The sequence below is a fragment of the Amycolatopsis sp. NPDC049691 genome (assembly GCF_040675005.1).
Lineage (GTDB): Bacteria > Actinomycetota > Actinomycetes > Mycobacteriales > Pseudonocardiaceae > Amycolatopsis.
In genome coordinates, this window is the sequence record NZ_JBFANX010000025.1 from 47,416 (window position 1) to 63,872 (window position 16,457).

At 72.7% G+C, this 16,457-nt stretch carries 17 protein-coding genes; 7 read left to right on the forward strand and 10 right to left on the reverse strand.

Annotation, left to right across the window (positions count from 1 at the left end; genetic code table 11):
- Window positions 1-22: 22 nt before the first annotated feature.
- Complete coding sequence (locus AB0J40_RS39595) at window positions 23-667, forward strand: TetR/AcrR family transcriptional regulator (RefSeq protein ID WP_364464321.1); 645 nt, start codon at window positions 23-25, stop codon at window positions 665-667.
- A 97-nt stretch (window positions 668-764) separates the two neighbouring features.
- On the opposite strand, the gene AB0J40_RS39600 is transcribed toward AB0J40_RS39595, so the two are convergent.
- Window positions 765-1,499: a helix-turn-helix domain-containing protein gene (locus AB0J40_RS39600; protein WP_364464324.1), complete on the reverse strand. Its 735-nt coding sequence runs from the start codon at window positions 1,497-1,499 to the stop codon at window positions 765-767.
- Between the two features lie 67 nt (window positions 1,500-1,566).
- Between AB0J40_RS39600 and AB0J40_RS39605 the strand changes: the two genes are divergently transcribed.
- Together AB0J40_RS39605 and AB0J40_RS39610 are read left to right on the forward strand one after the other, a co-directional pair.
- Window positions 1,567-2,433, forward strand: coding sequence for an alpha/beta hydrolase (locus AB0J40_RS39605; RefSeq protein ID WP_364464327.1), 867 nt, complete (start codon window positions 1,567-1,569; stop codon window positions 2,431-2,433).
- A gap of 34 nt (window positions 2,434-2,467) precedes the next feature.
- Complete coding sequence (locus AB0J40_RS39610; protein ID WP_364464330.1) at window positions 2,468-2,899, forward strand: hypothetical protein; 432 nt, start codon at window positions 2,468-2,470, stop codon at window positions 2,897-2,899.
- Window positions 2,900-3,095: 196 nt separating this feature from the next.
- Here the strand turns inward: AB0J40_RS39610 and AB0J40_RS39615 are convergent, their stop codons facing one another.
- Entirely contained in the window at window positions 3,096-4,337 is a 1,242-nt protein-coding gene (locus AB0J40_RS39615; protein WP_364464333.1) for a helix-turn-helix domain-containing protein, read from the reverse strand.
- A gap of 102 nt (window positions 4,338-4,439) precedes the next feature.
- Between AB0J40_RS39615 and AB0J40_RS39620 the strand changes: the two genes are divergently transcribed.
- Complete coding sequence (locus AB0J40_RS39620) at window positions 4,440-5,282, forward strand: SGNH/GDSL hydrolase family protein (RefSeq protein ID WP_364464518.1); 843 nt, start codon at window positions 4,440-4,442, stop codon at window positions 5,280-5,282.
- Here AB0J40_RS39620 and AB0J40_RS39625 read toward each other — a convergent pair.
- Genes AB0J40_RS39625 through AB0J40_RS39645 form a run of 5 tightly spaced genes read right to left on the reverse strand, consistent with a single transcriptional unit; the run spans window position 5,272 to window position 11,131 of the window.
- On the reverse strand, window positions 5,272-5,790 hold the full coding sequence (locus AB0J40_RS39625) for a pyridoxamine 5'-phosphate oxidase family protein (RefSeq protein ID WP_364464335.1): 519 nt from the start codon (window positions 5,788-5,790) through the stop codon (window positions 5,272-5,274). The genes AB0J40_RS39620 and AB0J40_RS39625 overlap by 11 nt on opposite strands.
- A 2-nt stretch (window positions 5,791-5,792) precedes the next feature.
- Window positions 5,793-6,776, reverse strand: coding sequence for an LLM class F420-dependent oxidoreductase (locus AB0J40_RS39630; protein WP_364464338.1), 984 nt, complete (start codon window positions 6,774-6,776; stop codon window positions 5,793-5,795).
- On the reverse strand, window positions 6,773-7,966 hold the full coding sequence (locus tag AB0J40_RS39635; RefSeq protein ID WP_364464341.1) for an acetyl-CoA acetyltransferase: 1,194 nt from the start codon (window positions 7,964-7,966) through the stop codon (window positions 6,773-6,775). Before AB0J40_RS39635 ends, AB0J40_RS39630 begins: the two co-directional genes overlap by 4 nt.
- 4 nt (window positions 7,967-7,970) lie before the next feature.
- A complete protein-coding gene (locus AB0J40_RS39640; RefSeq protein WP_364464344.1) occupies window positions 7,971-9,662 on the reverse strand; it encodes a class I adenylate-forming enzyme family protein in 1,692 nt (563 codons plus the stop codon).
- Window positions 9,659-11,131, reverse strand: coding sequence for a carotenoid oxygenase family protein (locus AB0J40_RS39645; RefSeq protein ID WP_364464347.1), 1,473 nt, complete (start codon window positions 11,129-11,131; stop codon window positions 9,659-9,661). Before AB0J40_RS39645 ends, AB0J40_RS39640 begins: the two co-directional genes overlap by 4 nt.
- Window positions 11,132-11,344: 213 nt before the next feature.
- Between AB0J40_RS39645 and AB0J40_RS39650 the strand changes: the two genes are divergently transcribed.
- Window positions 11,345-12,289: a winged helix-turn-helix transcriptional regulator gene (locus AB0J40_RS39650; RefSeq protein ID WP_364464350.1), complete on the forward strand. Its 945-nt coding sequence runs from the start codon at window positions 11,345-11,347 to the stop codon at window positions 12,287-12,289.
- Between the two features lie 80 nt (window positions 12,290-12,369).
- The gene (locus AB0J40_RS39655) at window positions 12,370-12,555 is read left to right on the forward strand and encodes a DUF5302 domain-containing protein (RefSeq protein WP_004559232.1); all 186 of its coding nucleotides are present in this window, start codon (window positions 12,370-12,372) and stop codon (window positions 12,553-12,555) included.
- Between the two features lie 46 nt (window positions 12,556-12,601).
- Here AB0J40_RS39655 and AB0J40_RS39660 read toward each other — a convergent pair whose 3' ends face one another.
- Window positions 12,602-13,528, reverse strand: a complete 927-nt coding sequence (locus AB0J40_RS39660; protein WP_364464354.1) for an MBL fold metallo-hydrolase — start codon at window positions 13,526-13,528, stop codon at window positions 12,602-12,604.
- Between the two features lie 84 nt (window positions 13,529-13,612).
- Here AB0J40_RS39660 and AB0J40_RS39665 point away from each other — a divergent pair, with 84 nt between their 5' ends.
- Complete coding sequence (locus AB0J40_RS39665; RefSeq protein WP_364464357.1) at window positions 13,613-14,557, forward strand: LysR substrate-binding domain-containing protein; 945 nt, start codon at window positions 13,613-13,615, stop codon at window positions 14,555-14,557.
- Here the strand turns inward: AB0J40_RS39665 and AB0J40_RS39670 are convergent.
- Both AB0J40_RS39670 and AB0J40_RS39675 read right to left on the reverse strand, forming a co-directional pair.
- Window positions 14,542-15,345 carry a serine hydrolase gene (locus AB0J40_RS39670; RefSeq protein WP_364464360.1) on the reverse strand — a complete coding sequence of 268 codons (804 nt, stop codon included), beginning with the start codon at window positions 15,343-15,345 and terminating at the stop codon, window positions 14,542-14,544. The two genes, AB0J40_RS39665 and AB0J40_RS39670, sit on opposite strands and share 16 nt — an antisense overlap.
- Window positions 15,342-16,415, reverse strand: coding sequence for a Glu/Leu/Phe/Val dehydrogenase dimerization domain-containing protein (locus tag AB0J40_RS39675; protein ID WP_364464363.1), 1,074 nt, complete (start codon window positions 16,413-16,415; stop codon window positions 15,342-15,344). Before AB0J40_RS39675 ends, AB0J40_RS39670 begins: the two co-directional genes overlap by 4 nt.
- Window positions 16,416-16,457: the final 42 nt, after the last annotated feature.

The following is a 16,457-nucleotide window of genomic DNA, read 5'->3' on the forward strand; positions in this document are numbered from 1 at the left end:
CCTCGCGTGCGACGATAAGACCATGAACACCGAGCCGGCGCCGAGATGGCGAAGACTGGAACCGGACGAACGGAAGGAACAGATCTACGCTTGCGCGGCGCGGCTGTTCGGTGAACGCCCCTACTCCGAAGTGTCCACTTCGGACATCGCCGCGGCCGCCGGTGTCGCGCGGGGGTTGATCAACCACTACTTCGGCACGAAACGCGAGCTGTACCTGGAAATCATCCGCCGCGCGCTGACCGTGCCGCGGCTGGCCGTGGAAATCCTGCCCGACGGGCCGCTCGAACTGCGTGCCGACGTCGCCATCGAGTGGTTCCTCGACATGGTCACCAGCCAGGAGCGGATGTGGCTCGCCGCGATCGCGCCGGAAGGCATCGGGCGCGACCTCGAAGTCGAACGCATCCTCGAAGAGGCCGACCGCGAATCCGCCGACCGCGTGCTCGAAGCCGTCGGCCTGTCCAGCGCGAGCGAGCACGGCCCGGAACTCAACGCGCTCGTGCGCGCGTTCGGCGGGATGGTGAAGTCCGCCGGCCGGGAATGGCTCGTGCGCGGATCGCTGACCCGCGCCCAGGTACACCTGCTGCTGTCCAAATCGCTCGTCACGCTCGTCGGCGAGATCTTCCCGGCGATCCAGGCGGAACCGGCGCAGCGAAACGGTCCGGAATAGACCGAAGCCCCCGGCGCCACGAGGGGGAGGAGGGCGCCAGGGGCTCCGGGTCGGCGGGCGAACCGCCGACGCACGTCCACGGTACGCCGGAGCGCTGTCAAGTCGCTGTCAACCCCGATCCGCCCAGCTCGGCGAGGCGGCAGGCGAGCCCGTCGAGGCACCGGCCGACCGCGTAGTCGTACAGCTGCGCGTAGTAGCCCGCCGCGAGGTCGGGATCGCCCATCAGGTCGTGCATCGCCGCGCCGAGCTCGGCCATCCCCGGCAGGTCGGCCCGCTCGCGGTAGGTCGCGTACTCCTCGGTGTTGTCGATCCGCAGCGCGAGCGCGCCGTCGCGGTCGTCCTCCATCGCGACGAACTGGCACGCGGTCATCAGCAGCAGGTTGTACGCCAGCACGCTTTCGCGGCCGAAGCCCGCCCTCAGCAGCACGCCGACGCCGGCGTCGATGCTGCGCGTGGCCGCCTGCACCGACGGCCCGAACAGCGCGAGCCGCCGCGCGCAGCCCGGGTACGTGCGCAGCAGCTCCCGCAGCGAAGCCAGCAGCGCGGTGAACCAGGCCTGCCACGGCAGGTCGTCGGCGGGCAGCTCCAGCAGGCCGACCACCCGGTCGACGACGGCGTTGACCACCGCGTCCCGGTCGCCGACGTGGTGGTAGATCACCGCGGGATAGGCCTCGACCGCACGCGCGAGCTCCCGCAGCGTCCAGTTGTCGAGGCCGCGTTCGGCGGTCAGGGCCGTCGCGGCGTCGATGATCCGGTCGGCCGTGAGCGCCGGCAGTCCCGCCGCGGCCCGCGACCGGGGGCGCTGGCCCGTACCCGAGGATGAGGTCGGCATGGGAGGTAACGGTAACCGCACGGGTGGGACCGGTGCCAGCGCCGCGGGGGTACGGCAGGATCGGGACATGGCACGCGCACAGGCCAACGGTCTCGAGCTCGAATACGACACCTTCGGCGATCCGGGCGATCCGCCGCTGGTGCTGGTGATGGGTCTCGGCGCCCAGATGATCACCTGGGAGGACGGCTTCTGCGAGCTGCTCGCCGGGCGCGGGTTCTTCGTGGTCCGCTACGACAACCGGGACGTCGGGCTCTCGACGTGGCTCGACCACCTGCCCGCCCCGGACCTGGCCGCGCTGGCCGCCGGCGACCTGGCGACGGCGCCGTACCTGCTCTCGGACCTGGCCGACGACGCCGTCGGGCTGTTCGACGCGCTCGGCATCGCGCGGGCCCACGTCGTGGGGGCGTCGATGGGCGGGATGATCGTGCAGCAGCTGGCGATCGACCACCCGGACCGGCTGCTGTCGGTCACGTCGATCATGTCGACCACCGGCGACCCGTCGGTCGGGCAGGCCGAGCCGTGGGCGCTGGGGCTGCTGGCGCGCCCGCCGGCGTCCACCCGCGAGCAGGCGATCGCCGACAGCGTCGAGGGCTACCGGCGGCTCGGCTCCCCCGGCTACCCGGACGACGAGGCGTTCCTGCTGGCCAAGGCGGCCCTGCACTACGACCGCGCCCGCCACCCGGTGGGCACGCTGCGCCACGCGGCGGCGGTGGTGGCGTCGGGCGACCGCACGTCCGGGCTGCGCTCGGTGCGGCTGCCGGCGCTGGTCGTGCACGGCGACGCCGACCCGCTGATCAACGTCAGCGGCGGCAAGGCGACGGCGGAGGCGATCCCCGGCGCGGAGCTGGTGGTGATCCCGGGAATGGGGCACAACCTGCCGCGCGCGGTGTGGCCGACGCTGGTCGACGCGATCGGGCGCGTGACGGGTCAATAGCGCGTCAAGATCCGGGGGCCCGGGCGTAGGGAATGTGTCCTGGACCACGCTCGTGCGGTTCCCGGCGGCTTCGCTGGACGGCATGAGTGGTGGCTTCGGGTTCCCGTTCGGCTGCGTGGCGGCGGTGGTCGCGGTGGTGCTGGCGGACGTCGCCGGTGCGACGCGCCAGCCGTGGTACGCGCTGGTCACGCTCGTGCCGGTGGTGCTGCTGACGGTGGTGTGGAGCTCGGTCACCGCCGCGATCGGGGTCGCGGTGGTGGCGTGGGCGCTGGACTCGGGGTTCGTGCTCGGCCGGGCGGGAGAGCTGCGGTTCGACACGGCATCGGCGCTGACGGCGGGCGTGCTGGGCGCGGCTGTCGTGGTGGGGTTGCTCGCTCGCGCACGGCCGCGGGTGCCGGTTCGGGTGCCCGCGCCTCGCCGACCGGCCGCGGTCGAAGCGCCGCGAACGGTGAGTCCGGTGGGTTGACGGGCTTTCTCGCGGCCCTCAGCGGCGGCGGGGCGGCCGGCCTCGGCGGGATCGGGAGGCCCGCCGAGGCCGGCCCCGGTCACGGGCGCCAAGCCGCCGAGCCGAGATGCGCCCAGCCCGAGGCCGCGAGCCCTCACCCCGACCAGCCCCCAAGCCGCGATGACCCGCGGGAGGCCCCCCCGAGGCCGCAAAGCCCTCACCCCCGCCGCGGTTCCGAAGCCCGTCGCGCCGCCAACGCGGCGATGATCCGCGGCAACCCCGCCGGGTGCAGCGGGTCGATCCCCGTCAAATCCCGCACCCTCCGCAGCCGGTAGTCGACCGTGTTCGGGTGGACGTGCAGGCGGGCCGCCGTGCGGCGGCGGTTCGTGTCCAGCTCCAGGTACGCCGACACCGTCTCGATCAGCTCCGGGTGCGCGTCCAGCGGTGCCAGTACCGCCGCGAGCCGGTCGCGGGCCTCGCCCGGGCGGGTCAGCTGGTACTCCACCAGCACGTCGTCCAGCCGGTACAGCCCCGGCGGCCGCCCGAACCAGCGCAGCACCTCCAGGACCTCACCCGTCCGCGCGGCCACGAGCCTGACCTCGGACGGCGCCGCCGTCTCGGCCGCGGCCAGCACGTCGACCCCCGCCGCGCGGCCGGCCGTGTCCACCACCGGACGCCACTCCGCCACGTCGGCCAGCCGGCCGGCCAGCGGCAGCAGCACCAGCCCGCCCGGCCCGTCCAGCGACGCCAGGACGCCCTCGCCGCAGGACTGCTCGAACGCCGCCAGGAACCGCCGCAGCTTGCGGCGGACCGCGATCCCCGCGTCGACGCCGGGGGACGCCTCGTCGGCGTGCGGCCCCAGCTCGACGCTCAGCACCAGGTACCGCGCCGGCAGCGTGATGCCGGCGCTGCGGGCGACGCCGTCGACCGGGCCGCCGTCCACCAGCACCGACAGCAGCGTCCGGCGGGCGGTGTGCTCCTGGCCGACCTTCGTGCGCAGCTCCTCCAGGTAGCCCCGCGTGACGGCGCCGGTGATGGTGCCGACGAACGCGAGCACCCGGTCGGCGACCTCGAGGAGGTCCGCGACGTCCGCGCTGCCCGACTCCGCCGAGCCGACGGCGAAGATCTCTCGCGCGCCGACGTGGTACGCGGTCAGCACGGCCTCCAGCGGGAAGCCCTCTTCGGCCCGGCGCACCGCCGACGCGCCGATCTGCCGCAGCTCGGCGTCGTTGAGCTGCCGGTCCTCGCGCAGGCTCCGGGCGAACGCGCGCACCGCCTGCCGCGTGATCCGCGCGATGTCGCCGGCCAGCTCCTCGACCGGGAGCCGCCGGTAGTCGGCGACCTGCTCCTGGATGCGCGTCAGCACCCGCGCGATCAGCTCCGGCTCCTCCCGGGTCAGCCGCTCGTGGACGCGCAGCCCGCCGAGGGTCAGCTCGCCGCCGGTTTTGTGCTCCGTCACAGCCGATCCCCTCGTTCTCTGCCCGGATTCCCAGTCAATCCGGCCACCCTCGGTGCCGATGGTGTCACGGAAGCCAACTACGTCAAGGAGGACGGCGTGCGAGTGAGGACAACGGCGTTCGTCACGATCATGGTCGCGGCTTTGGCGGCGACAGCGGGAACGGCGGCCGCGAGCACCGCCGGCGAGTACGTCGCACTGGGGGACTCGGCGGCGGCCGGCCCGCTGATCCCGCCCCCGGACCTCTCGTCCCCCGGCTGCCTGCGATCCCTCGCGGACTATCCGCACGTCGCCGCGAAGCAGCTCGGCGTCCCGCTGAAGGACGTCACGTGCTCCGGCGCGACGACCGCGGACATGTACGCGCCGCAACAGACGGAAGCCGGCGCGGTTCCGCCGCAGCTCGACGCGCTCGGCTCGACCACCGAGACCGTCACGGTGACCATCGGCGGCAACGACGTCGGCCTGGTCGGCGCCGCCACCAGTTGCATCAACCTGCTGCCCGGCATCAACCCGGACTGCGTCGACCGCTACACCGCCGGCGGCCACGACCAGCTGGCCGAGAAGATCGCCGCCTTCGAACCGACGTGGGGCGCGCTGCTGGACGCGATCCACGCGAAGGCGCCGAACGCCGGCGTCTTCGTCGCCGGCTACGGCACCTACCTGCCGCACAACGGGTGCTGGCCGGTCGCGCCGCTGACCCCGCGCGACGCGAACTACATCCAGGGCAGCATCGACAAGACGAACGCCGCCCTCGCCCGGCAGGCCGCCGCGCACGGCGCGCGGTACGTCGACGTCCGGACGGCGTCGATCGGGCACGACGTCTGCAAGCTGCCCGGCGTCAAGTGGTTCGAAAGCGTGATCCCGACCGCCGTCGCGGCGCCGCTGCACCCCAACGCCGACGGCATGCGGCACATCGGCGCGCTCGTCGCGGCGGCCGTCAGCGGGTGAAGTCCCAGCGGGACGCGCCGTAGGGCTCGGCGCAGGCGACGCCGATCGCCCGGGTGGGCACGAGCCGGTACAGGAACCACGGCGCGGGTCCGGCGCTCGGCGCCATGAAGGACGCGGTGAACCCGCCTTCGTACACCGTCGCGGGCCAGCCGCCCTCGCGGTAGACGGCCGCCACGCGCTCGAGCGTGGCGGGATCGGAAATCCGCTCGGCCTCGCCCTCCAGGGTGAGGTCGAGCCCCTTCAAGCGCACCGAGACGCTGCACGCCGGGTTCGCCGCCAGGTTGCGGGCCCGGCGCGTGCCGTCCCCGCTGACGAAGTAGAGGGCGTCGTCGACCCAGATCGCGCCGACGCCGGCGGCGTGCGGCCGGCCGTCGGGGCGGACGGTCCCGACGAAGAACGTCAGGTCCTCCTTCGGGGTCTGCGTCGCGAGGAGGTCGCGGGCCCGGCTCCACGGCAGCGCCGGGGCCCCGTTCCGGTCGAGGTTCGTGGTCTTCGTGGGTTCAGTCATGCCTACGCGTCGAACGGGCCGACGGCGGATCGACACGCTTCCAGGGTTTTCGCGCCACCGGGATCGTCGTCGCCGGTCGCGGGGACGATCGCCAGCTCGTCGATCCCGGCTTCCGCGTACTCCCGGGCCTTCGCGGCGACGTCCGCGCGCGAGCCCAGCAGACCCACCGTCGCGATCGCCTCGACCGGCACCGCGGCCAGCAGCTCACGCGGGTGCGGGCGGGTGCGCGCGAAGTCCACCAGGTCGCCGAACCCGGCCGCGCGGAACATTTCGCCGTACCCGGGCGCCGCCAGGTACCCGACGACGCCGCGGCGCAGCTGCTCGATCTCCGCGGGGCCCGGATCCACCGCGCCGACCACCCACGCGGCGACCGGCGGCGGCGCGACCTCCGCCCGCGAAGCCGCCTCCCGCAGCCCGCGCACCAACGAGGCCGCGGCGGCGGGACTGACCAGGTTGACCACCATCCGGTCGGCGTGCCGCGCGGCCACGTCCAGGGCGCGCGGGCCGAACGCGGCGATCGTCAGCGGCGACTTCGGTGCGGTCAGCCGCAACCGGTAGCCCCGCGAGCCGACGACCGTTCCGTCCACTGTGGACTTCTCACCGTCGAGCAGCTGCCGGACGGCGAGCGCCGATTCCGCCAACGCCGTCACGGCCCGCGCGCGGGACCGGCCGTGCCAGCCGCGCACGACGACGTCGCTGGACGTGCCCAGCGCGACGCCAGTGGTCCGGCCGGTCAAGGCCGCGACCGACGCGACGCCCATCGCGATCGTCGCCGGGTCCCGCACGGTCACGGCCAGTGGCCCGAACGTCAGCGAGATCCGCGAGGTCGCCGCGCCGATCGCGGTGCCCAGCGCGAAGGCGTCCCACGTCGCCATCTCGCCGATCCACAGCTCCGGGTAGCCGGCGGCCTCGGCGGCGCGCGCGGTTTCCAGCGCCTCCTCCGGCGGGCGGTCCTGCCAGAGCCCCAGCGACACCGAAAGCCTCATGCGAGCGCCTGCACGATCATGGTCACCACGGTGGTGAACGAGCCGCCGACGTTGAGCGTCAACGCCGTCCGCGCGCCCTCGACCTGCGTTTCGCCCGCCGTCCCGGTCACCTGCCGGGCGGCGTCGCGCAGCATCCGGACGCCGGTCGCGCCGACCGGGTGGCCGAGCCCGATCAGGCCGCCGCCGGGGTTGATCCCGGCCGCGTCGAGCCCGCCGTCGGCGATGAACCGGCCGCCGTCGCCGGGCGGTGCGGCGCCGAGGTGTTCCAGCGCGACCAGCCCGGTGATCGTGAAGCAGTCGTGCAGCTCGACGACGTCGAGCGCGTCCGGCCCCGGCACGCCCGCGCGCTCGTAGGCGTCGACGACCGCGCCGCGCAGGTGCGGGAACAGGTACTCGCCGTCGGAAGCGATCTTCTCGGCGAGGCCGAGGTGGGACGTGCGGTGCCCGAAGCCCGCGATGCGCGGGAAGCCGCCGCCGAGCCGGTCGGCGAACGACGGCGAGGCCAGCAGGACCGCGGCGGCCCCGTCGGTGATCCGGCCGCAGTCCTGTTTCCGCAGGCTGCCTTCGATCAGCGGGTTCAGCTCGTCGTCGGCCCCGAAGGCGCCCTCCGGGAAGCGCCAGTCGCGGGCCTGGGCGAGCGGATTCCGCGCCGCGCGGGCGAAAGCGTGCGAGGCGAACTGCCCGAGGTGGCCGGGATCGAGGCCGTACCGCTCGTCGTACGCGGAAGCGACCTCGGCGAACAACGCGGGCCACGGGAACTTCGCGCCGACGGCCTCATGCCCGGCCCACGCGGCGGAGCCGAGGTGCTCGGCCGCGCGCTGCCCGTCGACGTTCCGCATCAGCTCGACGCCGACGACCAGCGCCAGGTCGTAGCGGCCCGCTTCGATGTCCGCGCAGGCGGCGAGGACGGCGGTGCTGCCGGACGCGCACGCGGCTTCGTGCCGGGTGCTCGGCACGCCGTCGAGTTCCGGGACCGCGGCCACCAGCAACCCGCCGAGCTGGGCCTGGCCGGTGAACAGTTCCGCCGCGAGGTTCCCGACGTGCGCGACCTCGACGTCGTCGGCCGATACCCCGGCGTCCGCGAGGGCGGCGGGCACGACCTCGGCGAACAGCTCGAGGATCCCGCGCCCCTCCTTGGCGTAGTTGCGCGCGAAGTCGGTCTGCGCCCCGCCCAGCACGAACACCGTCATGGCCTCACTCCAGACTCTCCCGCAGCTGCCGCTTCAGGATCTTCCCCACCGGGTTGCGGGGCAAGGCGTCCGCGTACTCGAGCCGTTCGGGCAGCTTGAACGCGGCCACCTTCTTCTCGCGCAGGTACGCGACCAGCTCCTCGAGCGACGGCTTCCGCGCGCCCGGCACGACGACCGCGCACACCCGCTCCCCCATGACCTCGTCCGGGACGCCGACGACCCCGACGTCGGCGACGTCCGGGTGCCCGGCCAGCAGACCTTCGACCTCGGCGGGCGAGATGTTCATGCCGCCGCGGATGACCAGGTCCTTCATCCGGTCCACGTACTTCAGGAACCGGTCGCGGTCGCCGGCGATCTCGAAGACGTCACCGGTGCGGAAGTGCCCGTCCTCGTCGAACGACGAGGTGTCCAGGGGCTCGCCCACCGAGGTGAGGTAGCCGGCGAACACCGTCGGCCCGGCGATGCGCAGCTCGCCGGGGTGGCCGGGTTCGGTCACGCGCTCGCCGGTGACCGGGTCGTGCAGCCGCACCGACGTCCAGCCGGCGACGGGCGTCGACCACGTGACGTCGGAGGCGTAGTTCGGGAAGTAGCTCGCGCGCTGGTCCGGGTCCGGGATGTCGGCCGGGCCGGACAGCAGCGCGGTGCCCTCGTTGGACCCGAAGAAGTTGACGATGTCGATGCCGTACCGCTCGGCCCAGGTGCGCACGAGCCACGGTGACAGCGGCGCGGAACCCGACCCGATTTTGCGCAGCGCCGAGATGTCCACTCCGGACAGGATCTTGTCGTTGTGCAGCAACATGGTCAGCAACGCCGGCGGCGCGAGCGTGTACGTCACGCGTTCGGCGGCGAGCTGTCCGAGGAACACCGGCAGGTCGAACGGGTGGTGCGGGACGAACACGGCGCCGGTCAGCAGCCAGGGCAGGAACATCCCGCCGATGCCGGCCATGTTCGTCATCGGGAAGGGCGACAGCAGGACGTCGTCGCGCGTCATGCCCGCGGCTTGGACGCAGCCGCGCGCGGTCGCGAGCCAGTCGCCGTGGCAGCGCGGGACGGCCTTCGGCTCGGCTTCGGTGCCGGACGTCCAGCAGATCGTCACGCAGTCGTTCACGTCGGCTTCGGTCACCTGCGAGTCCAAAGTGGATCGCTCCGCTTCGGACAGTGGTGCTTCGGGCCAGGCCAGAGCGCCGGCCGGTTCGTCGTCCCCCCGGGCGACGACGAACCGGACCGACGGCGCCGAAGCGCCTACTAGCCCAAGGGCCGCCCCGGCGAGCTCGTGCTCGCCGTATCTGGATGCGGTCACCACCCCGACGGCACCGGTGCGCCGGCACATCGGGCCGAGTTCGTGTTCCCGGTAGGACACCGGGAACGGGGTGACGATCGCGCCGATCCGCACGATCGCGAGGAACGCCTGGACCAGGGCCGAGCAGTTCGGCAGCTGCACGGCCACGACGTCGCCTGCTCGCACCCCTCCGGCGAGCAGGAACGCGGCCAGGACGTCGACGCGTTCGTCGAGCCGGTTCCAGGTCCACCGCACCGGGTCGCGTCCGACCAGTGCGGCGGTGTTCGGTGGATCGACCAGCGCGAGACCCTCCGGGTCGGCACTGACCCGCTCCTTGACGAGCTGGTCGATCGTCTCCGCACGCCACCATCCCCGCGCCCGGAACTCCCGGGCACGACCCTCACGGTGGCACCTCATGAACGGAGGTTTTCCAGCTGGTCCGCCCGGACCCAGGTCGCGTGAAAACCGAGCGGGACACGCTGGGGAAGCAGGACCCTGGCCACGGGTCCGGCAGCGAGATCGGCGGCGTCGAAGATGTCCAGTTCCGAGCGTCCCTCACGCTCGTCCTGCACGAACGTCACCAGATAACCGTCCGCCGAATCGGCGGCTGCGCCATCGCGGGGTGCGAAGGGCGCCTCACTGCCCCACCGGCCGGGACCGAACCGGTATTCGGTCTTGGCGCCGGCAAGATTGTCGTAGCGCACGAGCCCGTCGAACTTCAGCGTCGACTCGGGCGAGATGTGCACCGCGTAGGAGTACCGGTTCGTCCGGCCGACGCTCCGGGAGTCGACGGTCGGGAACTCGGTGTTGGCGTCGTCGAGCGGGGCCTCGCGGCACACGCCGGTCCGCAGATTGAAGCGGTAGCGGTGCAGCTGGGCGTCGAGGCGCAGGTAGGAGAGCATCTTCGCGAGCGGCGTGCGCGCGTCGGCCCGCGGGGCCGGCTTGCGCACGCGGCAGACGTCGAGGACGACCTCTTCGCCCTGCTCCCAGGCGTTGACGACGTGGTAGATGTAGCACGGGCTCGCTTCGAACCACTTGATCTGGCTACCGTCTCCGTAGCGTGGCAGGACGCCGAAGCGGCTCGGCGTCGAGCGGTCGAAGTGCAGCTTGTGCCGGCCCTGCGCCGCCGCTTCCCGGTCCTGGACCAGCGGCAGGTCCATCAGCACGGCGAAGTGCTCGGTGATGGCCATGTCGTGCGGCAGGCGCGGGCCCGGCAGCTCGATCTCGGTGGTCCGGACGACCCGGCCGTCCGGGCTGATCACGCCGTAGCGCAGGTACGGCGGGCGCGGGCCGTAGTCGAACCAGAAGAGCTCGCCCGTCTTTTCGTCCACCTTGGGGTGGGCCATCATGTCGCCGACCAGCGTGCCGAGGAAGTCCTCGGCCCCGAGCGTCTCCAGCGAGAGCGGGTCGACCGCGTACGGCGAGCCGCACAGGTACCAGGTCGCGAGGATCCGGCCGCGGTGGAAGATCACGTCGGTGTTGGCGTTGTCCTTGAGCCCCAGCCCGTGCGAGTTGCCGAACGGGTTGCCGGTCGGGTCCTCCATGACGCCGGTCCACAGGCCCTTGCCCGCTTCGGACTCGGCCTCGAAGGCCTTCGTGCGGACCCAGCGGTTGCGGTAGCGCGCCCTGCCGTTTTCGAGGTGGACGGCGTGGATCATGCCGTCGCCGTCGAACCAGTGGTAGCGGCCTTCCGGGGCGAACCGCGGGTTCGGGCCGTTGCGCAGGTAGACGCCGTTGAGGTCCTTCGGGATCTCGCCGACGACCTGCAGGTCCGCGGCGTCGATCTCGGTGCCGACGGGGGCGTAGACACCGAGCAGGTAGGGGTTGGCTTCGCCGGTGTCCGCCGTCCGGGCCACCATCAGCGGCTGTTCGGAAGTGCTGGTCATCGGGCTGCTCCCTGACTCTCGGGCTCACCGCGCTGGCTGATGGGGATGAGACTATGATTTGTGTACCCAGCTGTCAATAGGCTTCTTTTGGTGTAGTCAGGTGCTACCCTGAGGCTGCTAGTAACGAGGGGGAATTGAGTGGTCGAGGCGACTGCACAGCCAGCTTTCGGGGGTTCCGGGTGGCGGAGCCCCCGGCCCGGGGCGGAGCCCCGGATGTCACAGCGCATCCGCCCGGCGGGGGACCCGCTCCGCCGGGCGCTCGAGCTGGTCGGCGACCAGTGGACGCTGCTGATCCTGCAGAGCCTGTTCCTGCGCTTCCGCCGCTACGAAGAGCTGCGGCTGCGGCTGGGCATCTCGCCGACGGCGTTGTCCGGACGGCTGCGGGACATGGTGGACGCGGGCATGCTCACGCGCGTGCCGTACCGCGACGCGCGTCGCACGCGGCACGAGTACCGGCTCACCGAGCGCGGCCTGGAGCTGTGGCCGCTGCTGATCTCGATCTGGGCGTGGGAGCGCGAGTGGGTCGAAGGCCGCCGCGAGGTGCTGCCCACGCTGATCCACCTCGACTGCGAGCTGGCTACATCAGCACCACTGGGCTGCGGGGCGTGCGGCCGCCGCGTCGACGCGCGTGACGTGCGGGCTTCGCGGCTGGACAGCACCGGCGTCGCGGCGGCGACGGCGTCCAAGCGCTTCCGCCGCAAGGACGCGGAGTCCCTGGCCGGCGACCCGCTGATGTTCTTCCCCGACACGATGGAGCTGCTGGGCGACCGCTGGTCGACGGGCCTGCTGGTGTCGGCGCTGCTCGGCTGCCGGCACTTTTCGGAGTTCGAGCGCGAGCTGGGGATCGGGCCGAGCGTGCTGTCGGCCCGGCTGAGCAAGCTGGTCGAGGTCGGTGTGCTCCGCACTGGCACGGCGGCGACGCGGACCGACGCGCGCGACTACCGGATGACGGCGAAGGGACTGGCGTTCTTCCCGGCGCTGGCGTTCATCGCGGAGTGGTCGCGCGGGTTCGAGGTGCCGGGCCAGGAGCCGGACATCACGCTCCACCACGTGGAGTGCGGCAACCGGCTGCGCCCGATCCTGCTGTGCGACCACTGCGGCCGCCCGCTGACGCGCAAGTCGGTCCAGTTCGGCGGGGTTCCGTCCCCGAAACGCTGAAATCGACTCGCCAACCGGGTGCGCGGCTGACAGGCTGGAGTGGTCACACGTCGTCGTTTTTCGTCGTTCCGGAGGTAGTCATGAGTGAGCCGAACCCGTCGCCCAGCGGCGAGGAGGACGACGTCAAGCGCAAGTTCCGCGAGGCACTGGAGCGCAAGCAGGCCCACGCGCGGTCGGGTGCGTCCCACGAGAACGGCGGGGGCAAGAACCAGCACGCCCACGGCCCGGCGGCCAACAAGCGGACGTTCCGCCGCAAGAGCGGCTGAGCGCTTTCGAAGGCCCCCACCACTTGGGTGGGGGCCTTCGTCGTTCCTACGGGGTGAACTCGCCGAGGTGGTCCAGCACCACGAACTCGCTCGACGTGGCCGCCACCGCCTTGCGCAGGACTTCCAGGCCGCCGTTGGGGTCTTTCGCCTGGCCGAGCGGGAGGTCGAAGTCGTCCCAGTGGGTGGCCGCGACGTACCTCGGGTTGCCCAGCGCGCGCAGCAGGCGCGGGACGTACTGCGTCACCTTCGCGCCGCCCACCGGGACCAGCACGACGTCCGGGCGGAGGCCGGCCAGCTCGGACTCGACGTAGTTGGAGCCGCCGAAGTCCAGGACGCTCGCGCCGCCGCCGCTGACCAGGTAGGCCAGCGTGCCGCCCTCGTAGAGGTCTTCGATCACACGCGGCCGGTCGCGGCGGGACAGCGGGCGCGAGCCGGGGAACGGCACCCGGGCCCGGGCGCCGGTCGCCGAGTGCAGGGACCGCAGGATGCGGATCGAGTAGCCGTCCAAGGTCAGGTCCTCGCCGCCGGTCGCGATCGCCAGCTGATCTTCGGGCGCGCCCAGCGCCGCCATGAGACTCAAATGGGTCTCGGTGCCGAAGACCGTCGCGCCGGTGCGTTCGGCCAGGTAGGGGACGTCGGTGAGGTGGTCGTAGTGGCCGTGGGTGACGAGGATGTGGTCCGCGCGCAGCTCGCCGCGGTCGAGGTAGCCGTCGATCAGCGCCTTGTTCACCGACAGCGGCGTCTTCGGGTCCGCGCCCGCCGGGGTGTAGGTGCCGGTCCTGAACCGCGTGAGCCAGGGGTCGATGAGGATCGTCTTCGTGCCGACCCGGATCTCCCAGCCGTTGTTCCCCCACCACCGCAAGGTCAGCTGCGAGCTCTTCGTGCTCGCGGCGGCGGAGGCCGGGCCCGCCAGGATGGCCGCGGCCGCGGCGCTCGCGCCGAACAGGCCGCGTCTGCTGAGTCCTGTGTTCATGCCCGGCACCAGACCACGAACCCCGCGGGGCTGTCCAAGATCGAGACGCCGGCATGTCGATATGCGGACGCGTATCGTCGCAGCGTGGACCACCTCCGTTCGCTGCGGTACTTCCTGGTCGTCGCCGAGGAACTGCACTTCGGCCGCGCCGCCGACCGGCTCGGCATCGCGCAGCCGCCGCTGAGCCAGCGCGTGAAGCGGCTCGAAGCGGAGCTGGGCGCGAAGCTGTTCGACCGCGGCCGCCGCGTCACGCTGACCGAGGCCGGTGAGGTGCTGCGCGCCGAAGCGCGGGACCTCCTGAGCCGCTGGGACCGGATGACCGCGCTCGTCGCGAAGGCCGAACGCGGTGAGCTGGACGCCCTGCGCGCGGGCGTCCCGCCGGAGCTGCCGGGCGCGGTCCTCGCCGCGATCCTGACGAAGTTCGCCGGGGAGTGCCCGTCCGTCCGGCTCGACCTGCAGGAGCTGACCACCGCCGAGCAGACGCGCCTGCTCGCCGACCGTTCCCTGGACGCGGGACTCCTGCAACTGCCGGTCGACGTCGTCGGCCTGGAGCTCGGGCCCGCGATCGACACCCCGCTGGGCGTGGTGCTCCCCCGCGACTCGCCGCTCGCGCGCCGTTCCGAGCTGGCACTCGCCGACTTGGCCGGCGAAGGCCTGGTGCACGCGCCGCGCGCGGCGGCGCCGGGGAGCTACGACGCACTGCTGCGCACCTGCTGGGACCACGGCTTCCGGCCGGCCGCGGTCCGGCACGCCCGCAACCCGGAGTTCGCGCTGGGCCTGGTGCTGGCCGGCCACGGCGTGGCGTTCGAACCGGGCCCGCGCAAGGAGCCGCGCGTCGTGTGGCGGCCGCTGACCGGCGAGGTCCTGCGGTCACGGATGGCCTTCGCCTGGCCACCGTCAAGTCCGCACCCGCAGGCCGCAAAGCTGGCGGAGATCGCCGCCGGCGTGCTCGAGGACGACGGGGTCTCGCGGATCGTGCCGGAGCCGCACAGCGCCCGGCCGTGGGACGTGTTCTACGAGCGCAGCTGATCCACCGCCGCGCGGGCCGCGTCGCCGATCGCCCGGTCGATGTCCGGCCGCCGCAGCGTCTCCGCTCCGCCCACCGTGAACACCGCCACCGCGTACGCCGTCCCGTCCGGGTATCTCACGACGCCGATTTCGTTGCGGATTCCCGGCATCGTCCCCGTCTTGGCCGCCACCGCCACCGACGGTGGGAACCCCGCCGTCAGCCGGTGCCAGCTCACCTGCGCCGACATCCACGCCAGCACCTGGGCGCCCGGGCCGGGGTCGCCCCAGATCGCCGACAGCAGGGACGTCATCTCGCGCGGGGTGGTGGACGACGTCCGAAGTGGATCCAACGCCCGCAGCGGAACCCCGGCGGACGTGTCCTCCATGATCGTGCGCAGCAGCTCGCGCGGCGGGCCGATGACGGACGTCCGCGTCAGGCCCAGTTCCGCCAGCAACGACCGCACGTTCGCCACCCCCACGCGGTCGAACAGCAGGTCCGCGGCCGTGTTGTCGGACACCGACAGCGCCAGCAGCGCCGCGTCCCGCAGGCTGTAGGAGACGTCGTCCGCGAAGCCCGCCGAACCGGTGCCGCCCAGGCGGTCCGCCGCCGACGCGCGCACCCGGTCCGTCGGGTCGAGCAGTCCCGCCGCGACCTGGCGGGCGAACTCGTACGCCAGCGGCACCTTCACCACCGACGCCAGCACGACCTGCTCATCGGCGTCGACGCCCACCGCGTCGGAAGAACCGAGACGGCGGGCGTGCAGGAACCCCCGCACACCCGCCGCTTTGAAGATGTCAGCCGAACTCACACGGTCATGATGGACCGCAGCCGCCCGACCTCCGCCATCCGGCGCTCCGCCAGCCGGTCGGCCGCCGTCGCCGGGGGCACGCCGTCGGTGTCCGCCAGCGCGAACACCGCCTTCGTCGTGTCGTAGATGGCCGTCGTCTTGCGCTTCGCGCGCTCGAAGTCGAACCCGTGGCGCTCGTCGTCGACCTGGATCACGCCGCCGGCGTTGACCAGGTAGTCCGGGGCGTACAGGACGCCGCGGTCGGCGAGCTGCTTGTCGATGCCCGCGTGCGCGAGCTGGTTGTTCGCCGCGCCGCAGACGATCTTCGCGCCGAGCACCGGCACCGTCTCGTCGTTCAGGACGCCGCCCAGCGCGCACGGCGCGAAGACGTCCAGCTCGGTGCGCAGCAAGGTGTCCACATCGGACACCACTTGGACGGAGGGGTAGATCGACTGCGTGCGCGAGACGGCCGGGGCGTAGACGTCGGTGATCGTCACCTGCGCGCCGGCCTCCACGAGGTGCCCGACGAGGATGTGCCCGACCTTGCCGACGCCGGCCACGCCGACGCGCTTGCCCGCCAGGTCCGGGCTGCCCCAGAGGTGCTCGGCCGAGGCACGCATGCCCTGGAAGACGCCGAACGCGGTGAGCACGGACGAGTCGCCCGCGCCGCCGTCCTCGGGCGAGCGGCCGGTGACGTACCGGGATTCGCGGGCCACGACGTCCATGTCCTGCACGTACGTGCCGACGTCGCACGCCGTGATGTAGCGGCCGCCCAGGGACTGCACGAAGCGCCCGTACGCGCGCAGCAGCGCTTCGGACTTGAGCGTCTTCGGGTCGCCGATGATGACGGCCTTGCCGCCGCCGAGGTCGAGCCCGGCCAGCGCGTTCTTGTACGCCATGCCCTTGGACAGCGCGAGCACGTCGTCGAGCGCGTCCGCTTCGGTGGCGTAGGGGTGGAAGCGCGTCCCGCCCAAGGCGGGTCCGAGCGCGGTGGAGTAGATGCCGATGATGGCCTTCAGGCCACTGGCCTGGTCGTGGCAGTACACGACCTGTTCGTGCCCGGTGCCCCGGGCGAACACTCCTTCGGTCACGGTGGTGACTCCTTTGTCATCCGCGCCCGGTTCGTGGCCGGG